Genomic DNA, 18,509 nt, shown 5'->3' on the forward strand with positions numbered 1-18,509 from the left:
GAAACGCCATGGCGACCGACGACCTCACGCTTCTCGGCGACGGCGACGAATTCACGCTGCACGGTGCTGATGACCAGACCCATTTCGTCCTGCGCTTCAAGCCGGACGGCCTCGTTGCGGACATTTCCGGAGAGGACGCGGAGCGGTTCCGCGGCGACTATGAAACGATCCGGGTCCAGTATCCGGACTGGAGTTCGGACCAAGTCCTGGCCCAGCTCTGGGACCAGGGCGGCTACAGCTGGCTCGCATCGCCGGAAGGCTGAGGCGCACGCCGCGCGCGGATGACAGACCGGCGAAAGCCGACGGGAGACGAACATGGCGACCACGCTCATCAAGACCACTTCCGACGGCCGCAAGCTCGAAGTGTCCGGCCTCGCAATCCTGTTCGACGGCCAGCTCGAAGCCTTCGACCTGACCGAGGTGAAGATGCACCCCAACCGCCGCAAGATCTGGGAGGTGCACCCCGAGGCGACCCACATCGCCGGCCGGGTGACGCTCACCAAGGAAGAGGCGGAAGCGGTCGAGGCCGCCTTCAAGAAAGCCGAGGCGGAAATCCTCGCCAGCCCCGCCGCGATCAACGAGCGCTTCCGCATCGCCATGATGTGGCGGGCCCGGAGCGAAGGCATCGAGTGAAGGTGGCGCCAGCGGCACCGCAACCGGATCCGTTGAAGACAAAAAGCCCCGGGCATGCCGGGGCTTTTTACATTGGCGGGCAATGATACAGGACTATTCGGCGGCCTCCGCCAGGACGATCGGCTCATTTGCATTGACCGCCGCGCGGGCGTTGCGCGCGAGACGGGATTCGCCATCCTCCGCGCCGAAGCAGATGTGAAATTCATCGCAGTCCGAGCACACCGGCGCCGCGCACAGGGTGAAGCCCTCCGATCCGCAGACCATGCGGTAGAGGAACTTCTTCCACTTCATGTCCTGGCTGTTCTTGCGGGCGAGCGGCGCGAAGCGACGCGTCATCAATTCGCGCAGCTCGGCACGGCTCCGCAGCCCGAGATCCTGCCACAGATGGTGGGGGGACTGGCAGCGCCGCGCGATCATGGCGATGAAATGGGTTTGCAGCCGGCCGGCATCGGAAGAATAGATGCCGAGGATGTCGCGTACCGACTGTTCTTCGGGCGTCACCTCGATCGCCCGCGGGTCAACCTGCGCTGCAAGCACAGGGGCCGCAGTGGGAAAAAGAATGGCGGCAACATCCAGGAAGGCCGCGCGGTCGAGGCCGAGGGCCTCGAGCCGCTCCCTGCCGTCCTCCTCCGCCTCAGCGAAAGCGAGGCTGACGATGGAGGCCGCCACATGAACATCGAGCGCGTCCGCACCAGAGGAGGACGATGACGCGATCAACCAGTCATAGACCTCTTCGGCGCGCATGGCGGCACTCCTTGAAGGACACGCGCGGGCCGAAAAGGCCCGCGCTCGGCGAATCCGCCTCAGGCGGCGGCCTTCTCCAGGCCGTGGATCTGGCAATTGGCCGGGCAGACACGGGCGCACGCACCGCAACCGATGCAAGCGCCGATATCGTTCATGACCATCACCTTCTTCTCGACCTCATCGTCCTCGTCGTCATCGAGAGAAACGACGTCGCCATCTTCATTGATGCCCTTGAGGGTCATCACGTCGCGGCCGCACACCTTGTAGCAGCGGCCGCATCCGATGCATTTGTCCTTGTCGATGTCGAGCAGGTAGTCTGGCTGCCAGGCTCGACCATCCCTGGTTTCGTTAGACATCTGAAAATCGCCTTCTGAAATATTAGGCGGCCTCGAGTCCCTTCAAGTCCGCGCGCTTCTTCTCAAGCTCGGCGAAGGCGTCGTGCGCCTTCTTTGCGACAACCATGATCTGCTCCCAGTTGATCGGGAGTTCTTCCGACAGATCGTGAAGGTCCATCTTGGACTGCGTCGCCTTGGCGGACAGCTTCTTGATCTCGGCCTTGAGTTCGTCCACGTCGCTCATGGGTGCACCTTGGGTCTCAGTATTTCGCCACTTCGGGGAACTTGTTGATCATCTCAACGCCCTGCTGGACAAACTTCGTGCCCTCCTCGGCGAGCTTCGCCAGGTTATCGAAGCCGAAGCGGTGGACGTCGCGGAGCTGCTTGTTGACGACGATCAGCCGCCCGCCGATGAGCACCATGCGGCCGAAGCCTTCGTGGCTCATCTTGAGCATGGGCGAGATCATCACCCGCGTCTCCATCTCGATCATCAGGCAGATCGCGTTGAAGAACAGCTCCAGGCGCCAGATGGTCTCGGGGTCGGGATCGCCGATGAGGGGGAGCGCGCGGCGCGCCTCCTTGTCGACGATGTAAGGCTCGATCAGGTCGAGATCGGCCTTGCCTTCCCAGGCGCCGTGGGTGTCCTGGGCGCGCCAGACCTTGATGAGTTGCTTGATGAACGGGGAGTCAGCGGCCTGAGACGGCTCGATGACTTGCGCTGCTTCGGCCATGACTATCCCTCACTCGTCGAAATCGAACGTGCGCTCTTGGCCCTTCGACATGACCTTGCGCAGCCACGGGGGTGGGTTGCCCTGAAGGACGACTTCCAGCTTGCCGATGAGATCGGAGATATCCTCGGGCTGGTTGACCTTCATCGGATGAATGTTGTTGGCGACCACGCGGGCGGCGCCGGAACCGCCGATGGCGGCTACATAGAGGATGGTGCAGTCCTTGATCGCATCGATCTTCGGCGCCAGCTTGTCCTCGTTGCCGTCTTCCTTCAGGTCGCCGTCAAACTCGATGGCCTCGATGAAGTGATGGCCTTCCGGACCCACCTCGTAGATGGCGATGTTCTTCGCCCAGCCGAAATGGGCATCGACCCTTTTGAGATCCTGGGTTGCGAATGCGACTTTCATGGCAGGCTCGCCTCTCTCGCGGTCGGGGTCGTTGGGAACGTCAGTGATGGGCGGTGCTGGGTGCGGGGCCGAGTTCCGGCGCGCCCGAGTGGGCACCTCCATGGCCGTGGCCATGGTCGTCCCAGGGATTTTTCCAGGTCTCGGGGGTCGCGTCGTGGTTCTGCTCGTGGTCGGCGATGCACATGTTCGCCAGTGTGAACATGAGGTCGCGCGTGCCGCGATAGCCGACCGTCATCTTGTGGCCGGAGCCGATGCGGTCGAACATGGGAATGCCGATGCGGTAGAAGGGGATGTTGAGCCGGTCCGCCGCCTGGCGTCCGTGGGAGTGCGTGAGCAGCAGGTCACAGCCGCGCTCCGTCGCCAGCGTCTCCAGATCCTCAAGATCACCCAGAAGGACCTCGTCGCACGGCAACTTCTCGAACACCGGCGACTGGGTGGTGGTGACGGCGGCCGTGACGTGCGCACCCATCTCGTGCAAGGCGGAGGCGACATCGAACAGGAGGTCCGGCTCCGCACCGATGGCGAGCTTGCGGCCGCCGAGGTGGAAATGCGCATCCAGCATCGCATCGACCAGCTGGCCCCGCTGCCGGCGATAGCGGCGCGGCACCTCGCGGCCCGAGATCTCGCTCAGGAACATGAAGAATTCGTCGTTCGGCCCGAGCCCGCAGAGGCGCTCGAACAGCCGGTAGGGCGTGCCTGTCTTCTTCTGCATCGCCTCGGCGGCCGCCTTCATCTGGGTGCCGATGGCGATGGTCCAGGCCGCCTCGCCCATGGTGGCGATCTCGTCCACACCGATGCCGCCGATGGTGGTCGGCGTGAAATCGTCCGGGATATGGCCGTCGAGAGAACCGACGAGGTCCGGGAGGAAGGAGGGCTGAAGGCCAAAATCCTCAAGGATGCAGCGCAACTCGTCCAGATCGCCGGGCTGGAGGTGGCAGCCGGGCAGCACGTTCACGCGCTTCGGATTCTTCGGTGCATCCGGCTCGGGCTTCTTCACCAGCACCTCGACGATCTTGGCGACCGTCTTTTCCCAGCCGTCCTGGAAGGCATCCTTGAAATCCGGCGTGGAAACATAGACCATCGGGAAGTCCGCGAGTTGCGGATACTTGTCCCGCACCATCTTGATGTAGCCGTCCACGTCGTCGCCCTTGGTCTCGGTGACGCCTGTGGAGCAGATGCCGATGATTTCAGGCTTTGTGCGGTTGTAGATGTTGAGGATGGCTTGCTCGACATTGTCATAACCGCCGAGCACGGTGGCGACCTCGCTCATGGCCGTGGTCTGGAGCGGGATCGCCTCCTTGAAGTGCCGCACAAACAGCACGAGGCCGAACGAGGTGCAGCCCTGCGAGCCGTGCAGCAGCGGCATGGCGCCTCGGAGCCCCATGAAGGCGAGCGCGCCGCCGATGGGCTGGCTCATCTTCAGCGGATTGACCGCACAGCTCTTCTTGCCTTGGACGAACTTGGCCATCGCCCCCTCCTATTCGGCGGCCACGAGAGCGGCCGGCGTGCCGAGCGGGGCGATGAGTTCGTCCAGCATGTCCTCGATGCGCTCACCGCACTTGCCGCAGCCGGAGCCGGCCTCGGTGCGGGCGGTCACCTCGGCGAGGTTCGCCGCGCCGGCGGCGACCGCATCCTCGATGGTACCGACGGAGACGCTCTTGCAGTTGCAGACCTTCTTGGCGCGGCGCGCGGCCTCGGCCAGCACCGGATCAGCCGGCGGGGGCTCCGCGACGCCGAGGGCCTCGAAGATATCCTCGATGCGGCCCGAGCACGCGCCGCAGCCGCCGGAGGCGTTGGTGTGGGTCTTCACGCCCTCGACCGTGGTGAGGCCGTGGGCCGTGATGGCGTCCTCGATGGTGCCGAGGTCCACGCTCTTGCAGTTGCAGATCTTCTTGGCGCGCCGTGCCTTCTCGGCGGCGACCGGATCGGCGGCAAGCGCGGCGGCCTCGGCCTCCATCTCGGCGATGGCGCGGTTCTGCCAGTTGTTTTCGGGATTGTCCCATGGGGCGGGCTTGCGCACCTGCTCCCAGATGGGATTGTAGAGCGCCTTGTCGATCTCCTCGACGAGCTTCACCATGCCGATGTAGCCCATGTAGGCGTGGTGGCGCTCCTGATTGATGTCGAGCCACGGCATGGCGGCCTTGAGCGCGATGAACTGCGAGCGGCCGCCCGAGAGCATGATGTCGGCCTTCGCGTCCTTCAGCATCTTGTACATTTCGCGGGGCGTCATGTCGTCGATCATGTGGGCGTCCTGCCCCATGAGCTCCTTGATGCGCTCCTTGTCCTCCTTGGTGGACTTCTTGACCGAGGTGCCGACCAGCTCGAGGCCGGCCTCCTGCAGCGCCGCGACCACCGACCAGGACTTCACGCCGCCGGTGATGAGCAACACCTTCTTGTTCTTGAAGCGGTCCTTGAACTTCGCGATCGCCGCCCAGGCCCGCGCTTCCTCGCGCTCGATCAGCGCCTCGGTGCGGTCCATCAGCTCGGGATCGGCGCCGCGCTCGATGAGCATGCGGGCGAGTTCACGCAGCGAATCCGAGGAATCCTGGATGCCGTAGAAGGAGCCCTCGAAGAAGGGGATGTCGTAGCGCTCCTCCATCTTGCGGGCCACGTTGATCATGGCCTTGGAGCAGACCATCATCGCCGCCTTCGCGCGATGGGAGGAGGCGACATCCTTGTAGCGGCCGTCGCCGGAGATGCAGGCGAGGATGCGAATGCCCAGCTCGTCGAGCAGGGGCTTCACCTGCCACAACTCTCCGGAGAGATTGTATTCGCCGATGATGTTGATGTCGTACGGTGTCGTATATTCCGGCTCCTCGGTGCCGATGACATGGTCAAGGATGGCCTCGCCGGCAAGCTTGTTGCCGAGATTCTTCGGGCCCACGAAGCCGGGCGAATTGATCGGGATCACCGGCTTGCCGAACTTCTCCTTCGCCGCCTTGCAGACCGCATCAATGTCGTCGCCGATCATGGCGGGCACGCAGGTCTGGTAGACGAAGACGGCCGGGGGATCGTACTTCTCGATGATTTCCTTGATGGACTTGAACAGGCGCTTCTCACCACCGAACACCACGTCGGTTTCGTTGATGTCGGTGGTGAAGCCGGTGCGCCAGATCTGCGAGCCGGAGGAGCGCGCGCCGCGGTTGTCCCAGCTGTTGCCCTCGCAGGCAATGGGGCCATGCACCAGGTGCGCGACATCGGTCAGCGGCTGAAGGGCGATCTTGGCGCCATCGAAGGCGCACCCACCGGCGGCGCCGCCGGGCTGGAGCTGCTTGGTGCACCCCTTCTTCTTTTCCGCCTCCGATTTGTTCTGGTTCTTCGTGCAGCCGGGCTCGTTGAACACTTGCTGGATCGTGGCGGAAACCGAGCTCATGGATCTCTCCTTCGGCGGACGGGCTGTGCAAAGATCGCGGGCGCGAACATCACATCGGGGCGGACTTCACTCTCCCTGTCGGGCCGGCCCGGGCGGGGCCCCGGGCCGGATCGATCATTTCACCTATGCGATCAACGGATGATGTCGAACGAATAGTCGGTCTTCGCAGGTACGATCGTGTTCTGATCGATGGTGTCGAAGATCTTGTCGAGGATGGTGATCAGAACGTTCATGCCGCCCTGATAGCCCCACACCGGACGGCGGTGGTGGTGGTGACGGTCGAACACCGGGAAGCCGATACGGATCAGCGGAGTGCCCGTGTCGCGCTCGAGATACTTGCCGTAGGTGTTGCCGATCAGGAAGTCCACCGGCTCGGTGAAGAGCAGGGAACGCATGTGCCAGAGGTCGCGGCCGGGATAGACGTTGCAGTTCTGGCCGAACGGCGAGCTATCGAACAGCTTCTGGACCTTGTCCGCCCACTTCTGATTGCCGTTGGTGGCAAGCACGTGGGTGGGCTCGGCGCCGAGCTCCAGCAGGAAGGCGGCGAGGCCCAGGCAGAGGTCGGGATCGCCGTAGATGGCGAACTTCTTGCCGTGGATATGGGCGTTCGAGTCGGCGATGGCGTCAACCAGGCGGCCGCGCTCCTTGGCGAGTTCCTCGGGGATTTCCTTGCCGGAGATCCGCGAGATCGCCATCAGGAACTCGTCGGTACCCTTCACGCCCACGGGGTGGTTGAAGGCGACGACTTCCTGGCCGTGATTGCCGATGAACGGCAGTGTCTTCTCGGTGCAGTATTCCTGCATGGAGATGGTGGCCTTGGCGTGGACGGCGTTGGCCGCCTCCTCCAGGGTGGTGCCGCCGTCATACATGCGGAACTCGCCGTCGGTCGGCGTGTCGAAGACTTCCGAATTGTCGCCGAGGATGGTGTAGTCCACGCCCATCAGGCCGAAGATGCGCTTGACTTCACGCAGGTTGCCGACGGTGTAGCCGTCGAAGCCGCCGATGAAGTTGATCTTCTCGTTCGGCTCGCGAACCAGCTTGGGGGCGGTGCCGGCCTTGCCGTCCCAGAAGTGCTCCAGCACGCCCTTGATGGCATTGTCGTAGCCGGTGACATGGCTGCCGACGAAGGCCGGAGTGTGAGCGAAGGGAACGTCGTATTCCTGCGGGACCGAGCCCTTTTCCTTCGCCGTCTTGATGAAGGCGTTGAGGTCGTCGCCGATGACTTCCGCCATGCAGGTGGTGGAGACGGCGATCATCTTGGGCTTGTACATGCTGTAGGTGTTGGCGAGGCCGTCAATCATGTTGTTGAGGCCGCCGAACACCGCCGCATCTTCCGTCATGGACGACGACACGCAGGAGCTGGGCTCCTTGAAGTGACGGGACAGGTGCGAGCGATAGTAGGCGACGCAGCCCTGCGAGCCATGCACGAACGGGATCGTGTGCTCGAAGCCGACCGCCACGAACACCGCGCCGAGCGGCTGGCAGGCCTTGGCCGGGTTCACCGTCAGGGCCTCGCGGGCGAAGTTCTTTTCCTTGTACTCGGGAGTTTTGGCCCACTCGCGAATGCGCTCGACTTCGGCGGGATCGCGGGGGTTCTCAAACATCTTCTTCTTGTTGGCCAGCATCTGCTGGTACTCGGGACCGCGGAACAGCTCGAAGTGATCGAGCACGTTATCTGCATTCTGTGGCATCTCGAACCCCTAATATGTGGGTCAAATATGGGAGCCCGTCCCGGGTGCCCCTCCCCGTGAAGGGAGGGGCGTCTGGTTCAGGCGCTCGAAAACCCGCCTCACTCGGCGGCGAGCAGCCCAGCCTGGCCGGGAGCCTGCTTCCACGGAGCCTTGGTCATCTTCCAGACGGGGGAATTGATGGCCATGTCCATGTCGCGGGCGAAGATGGCGAAGCCATCGTAGCCGTGGTAGGGGCCCGAGTAGTCCCAGGAGTGCATCTGGCGGAACGGCACGCCCATCTTCTGGAAGACGTACTTTTCCTTGATGCCCGAGCCGACCAGGTCCGGCTGGACCTTCTCGACAAACTTCTCGAACTCGTAGCCGGTCACGTCGTCATAGATCAGCGTGCCATCCTTGACGTAGTGCTGGGCGGTGCGCTGATAGTCGTCGTTGTGGCCGAACTCATAACCCGTGCCCACCACTTCCATGCCGAGATCTTCGTAGGCGCCGATCACGTGACGGGGACGCAGGCCGCCCACGTACAGCATGACGGTCTTGCCCTCGAGGCGCGGACGGTACTTGGCGATCACCGCGTCCATGAGGGGCGCGTACTTGGCGATGACGCGCTCGGCGCCTTCCTTGATCTTGTCGTCGAAATAAGCAGCGATCTTGCGCAGCGACTCCGCGATCTTGGAGGGACCGAAGAAGTTGTACTCGCACCACGGGATCCCGAACTTCTCTTCCATGTGGCGGGAGATGTAGTTCATGGAACGGTAGCAGTGCAGCACGTTCAGCTTCGCCCGGGGGGTGTTCTCGAGCTCGGCGAGCGAGCCGTCGCCCGACCACTGGGCGATCACGCGCAGCCCCATCTCCTCAAGGAGGATACGGGACGACCAGGCGTCGCCGCCGATGTTGTAGTCGCCGATGATGGCGACGTCATACGGCGACTGCTCGAACGGGGCCGGCTTGTTCGGATCCAGCTTGTCGAACACCCAGTCCCGCACCGCGTCGTTGGCGATGTGGTGGCCGAGAGACTGCGACACGCCGCGGAAACCTTCGCAGCGGACCGGAACGATGGTCTTGCCGTCGTATTCCTTGGACTTGGACTTGGACACGGCTTCGATGTCGTCGCCGATGAGGCCGATCGGGCACTCGGACTGGACGGTGATGCCGTTGTTGAGCGGAAACAGTTCCTGGATTTCGTCCATGATCTTCGCGAGCTTCTTGTCGCCGCCGAAGACGATGTCCTTTTCCTGGAAGTCGGAGGTGAACTGCATCGTCACGAAGGTGTCGATGCCGGTCGTGCCGATGTAGTAGTTGCGGCGGGCGGCCCAGCTGTACTGGCCGCAGCCCACCGGGCCGTGGGAGATGTGGATCATGTCCTTGATGGGACCCCACACCACGCCCTTGGAGCCGGCGTAGGCGCAGCCGCGGATCGTCATCACGCCCGGGATGGACTTGATGTTCGACTTCACGCCGCAGTCGGACTTGCCGGACTCGTGGACGTTGAGGTGCTTCGCGCGGCGCTTCGCGGTCTTCTCGGGATAAACCTTGAGGACTTCCGCGACGAGTTCCTTGTTCCGCGCCTTGATTTCAGCAACGCTTTGCGGTTGGGCCAAGCTCATTTCGCAATCTCGCTCTCGTTGGGTTGCCGTTTGGCAGGCCGGCCCCGCAATTGAGGCCGGCCTCGGGTCATGCGACGCGGGGCGTCAGCCGACGGCGAGCTCGGCGGCGGTCTTGCCGACGATGCTCTCGTCCACGGCCTTCATGATGCCGTGCTCCATGAGCAGGTCTTCGAGCTCGTCCATGGTGATCGGGGTCGGGATGATGCCGTTGCCCGAGTTGCCATGCACCTTGGTCGCGAGGTTGCGGTAGTGCTGGGCCTGCGCGGAATCGGGCGCATACTCGATCACCGTCATGCGGCGCAGCTCGGCGTGCTGCACGATGTTGTCGCGCGGAACGAAGTAGATCAGCGTGGTGCCGAGCTTCTTCGCCAGCGACTCCGCCAGCTCATATTCCTTGTCGGTCTGGCGCTCGTTGCACACCAGGCCGCCCAGGCGCACGCCGCCGGAGTTCGCATACTTCAGGATGCCCTTGGAGATGTTGTTGGCCGCATACATGGCCATCATCTCGCCGGACATGACGATGTAGATTTCCTGCGCCTTGTTCTCGCGGATCGGCATCGCGAAACCGCCGCACACCACGTCGCCCAGCACGTCGTAGGACACGTAGTCGATGTCCTCGTAGGCGCCGTTCTCCTCAAGGAAGTTGATCGAGGTGATCACGCCGCGGCCGGCGCAGCCGACGCCCGGCTCCGGACCACCGGACTCCACGCAGCGGATGTCCTTGTAGCCGACCTTCATCACGTCCTCGAGCTCGAGGTCTTCCACCGAGCCCGCGTTGGCGGCCAGCGAAAGGATGGTGTCCTGCGCCTTGGCATGCAGGATCAGGCGGGTCGAATCCGCCTTCGGGTCGCAACCCACGATGAGGATGCGCTGACCAAGCTCGGTCAGGGCCGCAAGGGTGTTCTGGGACGTGGTGGACTTGCCGATGCCACCCTTGCCGTAAAACGCGATCTGTCGCAGCGAAGCCATCTTGCTCTCCTTCGAACCTACAGACGAGGATTCGGTGCCCTCCGGGCCGCTGCGCAGGACGCAACCAGGCCGGGGGCGTTGCACTCAGGCGAGGATGCGGACGGGGCCCTTCCGGAGCCCACCAGCCAGCAGCCTGGCGCCTGACAGAGGTGTAGCAACGAGTGTGCCAGCGATTTTCGGGGTGAATTATCTATTGAAAACAATACTTTATAGGGACATCAGAACCATGTCCAAAACCCGACACAGAGATTTTGCGGCCGACACGCCAGTTTAGGGCTGTTTGAAACAGGACACTCCGGAGCCGCTGATCGGGCCTGTTGAAACCTGACAATGGCGGTGTGCGCCGGCCTGTCACATTGTCGACCTTCCCTTTCGGATGGTCATCGACCAACGCAAAACGGGCCGGCGATGCCGGCCCGTCGTAGTCCATGAGAAAGATGCCTTGGGCGCGCGCGACGCCCGTGTCAGCCGATCAACTCCTGCGCCTTGCTGAGCGCCGCGACGAAGCGGTCTACTTCGTCGCGCGTGTTGTAAAGCCCGAAGGAGGCCCGGCAGGTGGCCGCGACGCCGAACCGCTCCAGGAGCGGCATGGCGCAATGGGTGCCGGCACGCACCGCGATGCCGTCATTGTCGATGAGCGTCGCGAAGTCGTGGGCATGGGCGCCGGCGATCTCGAACGAGATGATGGCACCCTTCTCCTTGGCCGTGCCGATGATGCGCACGGAGTTCAGCTCGCCCAGCCGCTCCTGCGCATAGCGACAGAGCTCGTTCTCGTGGGCGCGGATGCGCGCCTTGCCGATGGACTGGATGTAGTCGAGCGCGGCCCCGAGCCCCGCGGCCTGCACGATGGCCGGCGTGCCTGCCTCGAACCGGTGGGGCGGATCGCCATAGGTGATGGAATCCTGCCGCACTTCGCGGATCATTTCCCCGCCGCCGTTGAAGGGCGGCATGGCCTCGAGATGCTCATACTTGCCATAGAGCGCGCCGATGCCCGTGGGGCCATAGAGCTTGTGGCCGGTGATGATGTAGAAGTCGCAGTCGATATCCTGCACGTCCACATCGAGGTGGACCGCGCCCTGGGAGCCGTCCACCAGCACGGGGATGCCGCGCGCGTGGGCGATCTTCACCACCTCCTTGACCGGGACGGTGGTGCCCAGCACGTTGGACATCTGGGTGATGGCCACCAGCTTGGTGCGGTCCGTGAGCAGCTTCTCGAATTCATCGAGGAGAAAGTTGCCCTCGTCGTCCACCGGCGCCCACTTCAGCACCGCACCCTGGTTCTCGCGCAGGAAGTGCCACGGCACGATGTTGGCGTGGTGCTCCATGATGGAGAGGACGATCTCGTCGCCCTCCTTGATGCGAGCCTTGCCGAAGGTGGCGGCGACGAGGTTGATCGCTTCCGTGGCGCTGCGGGTGAAGATGATCTCTTCCGGGCGCGCGGCATTGAGGAAGCGCTGCACCGCATGGCGGCCGCCCTCATAGGCCTCGGTCGCGGCATTGGCGAGATAGTGCAGGCCGCGATGCACATTGGCGTATTCGGAGGTGTAGACCTGCTGGATGCGGTCGAGCACCGCCTTCGGCTTCTGCGCCGAGGCGCCATTGTCGAGATAGACCAGCGGCTTGCCGTTGACCTTGAGGCCGAGGATCGGGAAATCCTCGCGCACGCGCATCACGTCGTAGGAACCGTTCGAGACCGCGGGGTGAAGAGCGGTCATCATTCACTCCCGTCCCAGCAGCCAGGCGCGCGTCGCCTCGGCGAGAGCGGTGCGGATGCCCTCCTCGCCGATGGAGTCGATCACCTCGCCGACGAAGGCCTGGATGAGGAGCGCCTCGGCCTCCTTGGCGGGGATGCCGCGGGCCATGAGATAGAACTTGATCTGCTGGTCGAGCGTGCCGGTGGTGCAGCCGTGGCCGCACTGCACATCGTCGGCGAAGATCTCCAGCTCCGGCTTATTGCAGGATTCCGCCGTCTCGGTCAGCAGCAGCGCGCGACTGAGCATGCGGGCGTCGGTCTTCTGCGCCGCCTGGCGCACGGCGATCTTGCCCTGGAAGATGTCCTGGGAGGCGCCGTCCAGCACCGCGCGGAAGGATTCCCGGCTCTCCCCGGCCGGCGCCGCATGGTCCACGGACAGCAGGGTGTCGGCGTGCTGCTTGCCCGCGAGCAGGCTCACGCCGCCCATGTGCGCCTTCACGTTCTCTCCCGCGAGATGCAGCAGAAGCTGGTTGCGCACCACGGCGCCGCCGGTGGTGAAGAAGGTGTTGGAGAAGCGCGCGTCGGCGCCCACCTTCGCCAGCATCGTGGCGAGATGTACCGCGTCGCTGCCTTCGGTCGTCACCTTGACGCGCTCGAACGTTGCGCCGGCGCCCACCACCAGCTCCAGCGCCGTACTGACCTGATAGGCGATGCCCGCAGGCCCTTCATGGCTCTCGATAAGGGAGAGGCTGGCGCCATCCTCCACCACCACCAGCGAGCGGGTGAAGGCAGCCACCGGTGTCTCGGCGGTGGTCACGAACACCAGCTCCACCGGCCGCAGGATCGATTCGCCGGCGGCGACATGCACCACGACGCCGTCGCCCATGAGTGCGGTGTTGAGGGCGAGCACGGCGTCAGACGAAGCAACAGTGCGGCCGAGGTAGCTTGCGGGAAGGCCCGCCGGATCGGCCAGCGCATCCGCCGTGGAGGCGATGGTGAGGCCGGGCTCCAGACCCGAGAGATCGGACAGCTCGGGCACGAAGGCGCCGTTCACCACCACGAGGCGACGGAAGCCGAGGGCGGAGAAGAGGCCGCCGGCGGCCACCGCCTTCGCCTTGGCGTCCGCGTCGGGCAGCGGTGCGAGGGGCTTGGCATCGCGCATCAGGGCGCGCAGGTCGGTGTATCTCCAGCTCTCGACCCGGCGGTGCGGGAGGCCCGCATCGGCGAAGGTCTCGAAAGCCGCCGTGCGCTGGGCCGCCACGTCGGGACCGCCGGGCAGGCTGGCGCGCACGGCGGCGAAGGTCTCGGCCAGCGCCAGTTCGGCGCCGGTCTTCATGGGACGGACGATGGCCGGAGCTGTCGTGGCCATCACGCGGCCTCGCTCTGGTACTGGGCGTAGCCGGTGGCCTCAAGCTCCAGCGCCAGTTCCTTGCCACCCGTGTGGACGATGCGGCCGGCATTGAAGACATGCACCACGTCCGGGACAATATAGTCGAGCAGGCGCTGATAGTGGGTGATGACCAGCATCGAGCGTTCAGGCGAGCGCAGGGCGTTCACGCCGTTGGAGACCACCTTGAGCGCGTCGATGTCGAGGCCCGAGTCCGCCTCGTCGAGCACGCAGAAATAAGGCTCCAGAAGCATCATCTGCAGCGTCTCGTTGCGCTTCTTCTCGCCACCGGAGAAGCCCACATTCACCGGGCGCTTCAGCATCTCGGTGTCGATGCCCAGCTGCTTGCCCAGCTCGCGCACCTTGCGCACCAGCTCGGGAGAAGTCAGTTCCACCTCGCCGCGCTTCTTGCGCTGGCTGTTCACTGCGGTGTGCAGGAAAGCCATGTTGGAGACGCCGGGGATTTCCAGCGGATACTGGAAGCAGAGGAACAGCCCCTGCGCGGCGCGCTCGTCCGGGGAGAGGTCGAGGAGGTTGACACCGCGGAAGATGACCTCGCCGCCGGTGATCTCATAGCCCGGCTTGCCGGAGAGAACGTAGGACAGCGTGGATTTGCCGGCGCCGTTCGGCCCCATGATGGCATGAACTTCACCGGGATTGATGGTGAGGTTCATCCCGTTGATGATCTTGCGCCCCCCAGCGATCTCGGCATGGAGGTCCTTGATTTCGAGAAGGGGAGCCATGGTGAAGATCCTCTGGTTATCGTTGCCCGGCGACGCTACTGAAAGAAGACTGGGAGGCGTCAGCCGACGCTGCCTTCCAGGCTGATGGAGATGAGCTTCTGCGCCTCGACGGCGAACTCCATGGGAAGCTGCTGGAGCACGTCACGGACGAAACCGTTCACGACGAGAGCGACGGCATCTTCCTGCGAGAGGCCGCGCTGCATGCAGTAAAACAGCATGTCTTCCGAGATTTTCGAGGTGGTGGCCTCGTGCTCGAACTGCGCCGTGGGGTTCTTGGCCTCGATATACGGCACGGTATGCGCGCCGCAGAGGTCGCCGATGAGCAGCGAGTCGCAATTGGTGAAGTTGCGCGCGCCGGCCGCCTTGCGATGGGCCGAGACGAGGCCGCGATAGGTGTTGTTGGACTTGCCGGCCGAAATGCCCTTGGAGATGATCCGGCTCGTGGTGTTCTTGCCGAGATGGATCATCTTGGTGCCGGAATCCACCTGCTGGCGACCGTTGGAAATGGCGATGGAGTAAAACTCGCCGGAAGAACCCTCGCCGCGCAGAACGCAGCTCGGATACTTCCAGGTGATGGCAGAGCCGGTCTCCACCTGGGTCCAGGAAATCTTGGAATTCCTGCCACGGCAGTCGCCGCGCTTGGTCACGAAATTATAGATGCCGCCCTTGCCCTCGGCATCGCCGGGGTACCAGTTCTGGACGGTGGAATACTTGATCTCGGCATCATCGAGGGCGACCAGTTCCACCACGGCGGCGTGCAGCTGGTTCTCGTCGCGCATGGGCGCGGTGCAGCCCTCGAGATAGGAGACGTAGGAGCCCTTGTCGGCGATGATCAGGGTGCGCTCGAACTGGCCGGTGTTCTTCTCGTTGATGCGGAAATAGGTGGACAGCTCCATCGGGCAGCGCACGCCCGGCGGGATGTAGACGAACGAGCCGTCCGAGAACACCGCCTGGTTCAATGTCGCATAATAATTGTCGGTCGCCGGAACCACGCTGCCCAGATACTGCTTCACCAGATCGGGATGCTCGCGCAGGGCCTCGGAGATGGGCATGAAGATCACGCCGGCAGCCTTCAGTTCCTCCTTGAAGGTGGTGGCCACCGAGACGCTGTCGAACACCGCGTCCACCGCGATTTTCGGTCGCTCGCCCTCGGGCATTTCCACGCCGGCCAGGATCACCTGCTCCCGGAGCGGGATGCCGAGCTTCTCGTAGGTCTTCAGGATTTCCGGATCGACCTCGTCCAGCGACTTCGGCGCCTTGAACTTCTTGGGCTGGGAATAATAGTAGAGGTCCTGGAAGTCGATCTGCGGATAGCTGACGCGCGCCCACTCCGGCTCCTGCATCGTGAGCCAGCGGGCATAGGCGTCGAGGCGCCACTGCAGCATCCACTCCGGCTCTTCCTTCTTGGCCGAGATGAAGCGGATCACCTCTTCGGAGAGGCCCTTCGGCGCCTTCTCGGATTCGATGTTGGTCTCGAATCCATATTTGTACTGGTCGACGTCGATGGAACGAACCTGCTCGACTGTGTCCTGTACGGCCGCCATCTGGTCCTCCATTCAACTGTCAGGCTACGGCGCGAACCGCCGCGCGGGGATCGGAGAGTGGAGCCCGGCTGGCTCCAACCTCGTTGGGTGTGGGGGTCAGGCCCGCCGGAACCATGGAGGCGCCCCGGTCCGGAGCGAGCCGACAGCCCCACCAGGGCGCCACCGGCGTCAGGCCGGGACGCAGGTGTTCTCCACCGGGCACACCACGGCGCACTGGGCTTTGTCGAAATGCCCCTCGCACTCGGTGCACTTCTTGGGGTCGATCACATACATGTCCCGCTTGAGGCTGATGGCAGCATTCGGGCACTCGAATTCGCAGGCACCGCAGACGGTGCACTGGGACGCGACGATCTTGTAGGCCATGGGCTAGCTCCGCGCTGTGCAGATTGGCAGGCGAAGAGCCTCTTTCAAGCAACGTGCCATCGTCCAACAAATTGATTTTTAATTGTTATTCCTGAAAGCTGGCGACGCGCGCCGCTGTCGTTCACCCGACACGGTGTCGCAAGTGCGACAGCGGGGACAGCTCACGCCCGGGTCGCCCGGCGGATGGCGCGGAGCCTCGGCCAAAAATGAAAAGCCCCCCTCGCCGGGTGGTGAGGGGGGCATAGGTCGCGAAGGGTGACGGGGTTGGAGAGCGGCGGGTCGCCGTTCAGAAGCGCTTGATCTCGATGTCGTGCTTCTTGAGGGCATAGCCGATCTGGCGGGGCGTCAGCCCCAGCAGGCGCGCGGCCTTGGCCTGCACCCACCCGGCGCGCTCCATGGCGTCCACCAGACGCTCGCGCTCGTTCAGGTCCTCGTCCGCAATCGCGGACCGGACCGGCACCGCAGGGGCAGGCGCGGGAACAGGAACGGTCAGCGGCGGCAGGCGCGAGACGGTGTTGGAATTCGCAGCCTCACCGCTGATCACCGGCGGCATCACCGGCAGAGGGATGTCCATGGGCCGGCGCGTCTGCGGCGCGTCGGCCGGGCTGCGCCACAGCAGCGCCGACAGGCATTCATTGTGACGGCAGGCGAAGTCGTCGCCGACGATCGCGCTGCCCTGCGCCAAAGTCGCGGTCCGCTGCACGCAATTCTCCAGCTCGCGCACGTTTCCGGGGAAGCCGCACCCCATCAGCACGTCCACGGCATCCTGATTGAACTGCAGGTCCCGGCCGTTCTCGCGATTGAAGCGATCGAGGAACTCGTTGGCGAGCAATGGGATATCTCCACGGCGGTCGCGCAGCGAGGGCACGATCACCGGGATGACGCTGATGCGGTAATAAAGGTCGGCTCGGAATTCGTTCTTGGCCACCGCCTCTTCCAGGTTCCGGTTGGTGGCGGCGACGACGCGCACGTTCACCTTGAGGGTGTGACTGCCGCCGACCCGCTCGAACTCCTGTTCCTGGAGCACCCGCAGCAGCTTCGCCTGGAAAGCCGGCGAGATCTCGCCGATCTCATCGAGGAAGAGCGTACCCTTGTCGGCGAGCTCGAAGCGCCCCTTGCGCGCACCGACGGCACCGGTGAAGGCCCCCTTCTCGTGGCCGAACAGCTCGGACTCCAGAACGGATTCGGGCAAGGCGGCGCAGTTCAGCTTGATGAAGGGCCCCTTCTGGCGGGGCGAAAGCTCGTGGATGGCTTTCGCGATCAGCTCCTTGCCGGTGCCCGATTCACCGCGCAGCAACACTGGCGAATGGGACTTGGCGACGATCATGATCTTGTCGAGCAGGGCGCGGATTTCGCGGCTGTCGCCGATGATGCCGTCGACATAGACGCGCTTGCGCTCGCGGCTGACAGAGGACGGCTTCAGCTCCGACAATTGCTTCTGCAGACGGCCGCTTTCCGCCATCAGCCGCTCGCGGTCGCGCGAGACGACGCGATGCAGCTGCACCGTCTGGCCGATGAGGTTTGCCACCATGGTCAGGAAGCGCACATCCGAATCGAGCCGGAACACGGAGCGCCCGTCCCACACGCGGTCGATGGTGAGCGTGCCGATGACGCGGGAGGCGACGCGGATGGGAACGCCGATGAAAGACACCCGCGTGTCCTCGCTGGCGCCGAGGGCCTGCGCATCCGCCGCGCTGAAGGCCGGGTGAGAGGCGACATTCTCGGCGATGAGCGGCACGGCGGTCGCGATCACCTGGCCGATGGCTTTCTCCGGCAGCCGCGCGCGATAGCGCGCATCGGTGCCCTCGTTCCAGCCGCCACCGACGGTGATGTCGGGAATGCCATCGTCTTCGAGCAGCGAAATCACGCCATGGCGCATCTGCATGAAGGACGAGAGAAGATTCACCACGCTCGACAGCGTGGTCTCCAGGCGATTCGGGGCCGTCAGGATCTTCGAGATCTCGTAGATCCCGGTCAGAGCCACGTCGCTCAGTGAGACGAGGGGCACATGAGATCGCGCCTGCTCGCGCTCGATTTGCAACGCTTCCTGCTGAACCATGGTGCTCTCTCCATCACCCCAGGCACCGTCCCCACCCATTTTGTATGATTGGCGACACTTTGATTTAGTTTTATTCGCATGTCGTGCCCAAGCTGACGGCAAGATTTGATGATTGTTTGAGCATGGGCATGCCGATTGTCGCGTTTGCTGCGACAACTTGGCCATTTGCGCCGGCCATCTGGGGTCCAATTGTCAGAGAAGGGACGATATGGGCCTGTATCCGGCAAAAAGATTT

The 18,509-nt window shown here is 64.0% G+C and carries 18 protein-coding genes; 2 read left to right on the forward strand and 16 right to left on the reverse strand.

Going from position 1 to position 18,509, the window contains the following annotated elements; genetic code table 11:
• Positions 1–8: 8 nt before the first annotated feature.
• Positions 9–263, forward strand: coding sequence for a hypothetical protein (locus J2126_RS10080; protein WP_209486370.1), 255 nt, complete (start codon positions 9–11; stop codon positions 261–263).
• Between the two features lie 52 nt (positions 264–315).
• The gene (locus J2126_RS10085; protein ID WP_024281063.1) at positions 316–633 is read left to right on the forward strand and encodes a hypothetical protein; all 318 of its coding nucleotides are present in this window, start codon (positions 316–318) and stop codon (positions 631–633) included.
• A 93-nt stretch (positions 634–726) separates the two neighbouring features.
• Here the strand turns inward: J2126_RS10085 and J2126_RS10090 are convergent, their stop codons facing one another.
• The 16 genes from J2126_RS10090 to nifA form a co-directional block, all read right to left on the reverse strand.
• Entirely contained in the window at positions 727–1,377 is a 651-nt protein-coding gene (locus J2126_RS10090; RefSeq protein ID WP_209486372.1) for a nitrogen fixation protein NifQ, read from the reverse strand.
• 59 nt (positions 1,378–1,436) lie between these two features.
• Positions 1,437–1,733 (reverse strand): ferredoxin III, nif-specific, encoded by a 297-nt coding sequence (fdxB, locus tag J2126_RS10095; protein ID WP_168457254.1) that lies wholly within the window; start codon positions 1,731–1,733, stop codon positions 1,437–1,439.
• 22 nt (positions 1,734–1,755) lie between these two features.
• Entirely contained in the window at positions 1,756–1,956 is a 201-nt protein-coding gene (locus tag J2126_RS10100) for a CCE_0567 family metalloprotein (RefSeq protein WP_029555930.1), read from the reverse strand.
• 16 nt (positions 1,957–1,972) lie between these two features.
• Positions 1,973–2,443 (reverse strand): NifX-associated nitrogen fixation protein, encoded by a 471-nt coding sequence (locus J2126_RS10105; RefSeq protein WP_209486375.1) that lies wholly within the window; start codon positions 2,441–2,443, stop codon positions 1,973–1,975.
• Positions 2,444–2,452: 9 nt separating this feature from the next.
• Complete coding sequence (gene nifX, locus J2126_RS10110) at positions 2,453–2,848, reverse strand: nitrogen fixation protein NifX (protein WP_209486377.1); 396 nt, start codon at positions 2,846–2,848, stop codon at positions 2,453–2,455.
• A 40-nt stretch (positions 2,849–2,888) separates the two neighbouring features.
• Positions 2,889–4,316, reverse strand: a complete 1,428-nt coding sequence (nifN, locus tag J2126_RS10115) for a nitrogenase iron-molybdenum cofactor biosynthesis protein NifN (protein ID WP_209486379.1) — start codon at positions 4,314–4,316, stop codon at positions 2,889–2,891.
• 9 nt (positions 4,317–4,325) lie between these two features.
• The gene (nifE, locus tag J2126_RS10120) at positions 4,326–6,221 is read right to left on the reverse strand and encodes a nitrogenase iron-molybdenum cofactor biosynthesis protein NifE (RefSeq protein WP_209486387.1); all 1,896 of its coding nucleotides are present in this window, start codon (positions 6,219–6,221) and stop codon (positions 4,326–4,328) included.
• A gap of 131 nt (positions 6,222–6,352) precedes the next feature.
• Positions 6,353–7,912 carry a nitrogenase molybdenum-iron protein subunit beta gene (gene nifK, locus J2126_RS10125; protein WP_209486393.1) on the reverse strand — a complete coding sequence of 520 codons (1,560 nt, stop codon included), beginning with the start codon at positions 7,910–7,912 and terminating at the stop codon, positions 6,353–6,355.
• A 98-nt stretch (positions 7,913–8,010) separates the two neighbouring features.
• Positions 8,011–9,516 carry a nitrogenase molybdenum-iron protein alpha chain gene (gene nifD, locus J2126_RS10130; protein ID WP_209486396.1) on the reverse strand — a complete coding sequence of 502 codons (1,506 nt, stop codon included), beginning with the start codon at positions 9,514–9,516 and terminating at the stop codon, positions 8,011–8,013.
• Positions 9,517–9,600: 84 nt separating this feature from the next.
• On the reverse strand, positions 9,601–10,485 hold the full coding sequence (nifH, locus tag J2126_RS10135; protein WP_209486269.1) for a nitrogenase iron protein: 885 nt from the start codon (positions 10,483–10,485) through the stop codon (positions 9,601–9,603).
• Positions 10,486–10,949: 464 nt separating this feature from the next.
• Positions 10,950–12,200 (reverse strand): cysteine desulfurase, encoded by a 1,251-nt coding sequence (locus tag J2126_RS10140; RefSeq protein ID WP_209486398.1) that lies wholly within the window; start codon positions 12,198–12,200, stop codon positions 10,950–10,952.
• 3 nt (positions 12,201–12,203) lie between these two features.
• Positions 12,204–13,547: a Fe-S cluster assembly protein SufD gene (gene sufD / locus J2126_RS10145; RefSeq protein ID WP_209486400.1), complete on the reverse strand. Its 1,344-nt coding sequence runs from the start codon at positions 13,545–13,547 to the stop codon at positions 12,204–12,206.
• The gene (sufC, locus tag J2126_RS10150) at positions 13,547–14,308 is read right to left on the reverse strand and encodes a Fe-S cluster assembly ATPase SufC (RefSeq protein ID WP_168457244.1); all 762 of its coding nucleotides are present in this window, start codon (positions 14,306–14,308) and stop codon (positions 13,547–13,549) included. Before sufC ends, sufD begins: the two co-directional genes overlap by 1 nt.
• A gap of 59 nt (positions 14,309–14,367) precedes the next feature.
• Entirely contained in the window at positions 14,368–15,852 is a 1,485-nt protein-coding gene (gene sufB / locus J2126_RS10155; protein ID WP_209486406.1) for a Fe-S cluster assembly protein SufB, read from the reverse strand.
• Positions 15,853–16,020: 168 nt separating this feature from the next.
• The gene (locus tag J2126_RS10160) at positions 16,021–16,215 is read right to left on the reverse strand and encodes a 4Fe-4S binding protein (RefSeq protein ID WP_024281078.1); all 195 of its coding nucleotides are present in this window, start codon (positions 16,213–16,215) and stop codon (positions 16,021–16,023) included.
• A 286-nt stretch (positions 16,216–16,501) separates the two neighbouring features.
• Entirely contained in the window at positions 16,502–18,274 is a 1,773-nt protein-coding gene (gene nifA, locus J2126_RS10165) for a nif-specific transcriptional activator NifA (protein WP_209490022.1), read from the reverse strand.
• Positions 18,275–18,509 lie beyond the last annotated feature (235 nt).

Source organism: Xanthobacter flavus, assembly GCF_017875275.1.
Taxonomy (GTDB): domain Bacteria; phylum Pseudomonadota; class Alphaproteobacteria; order Rhizobiales; family Xanthobacteraceae; genus Xanthobacter; species Xanthobacter flavus_A.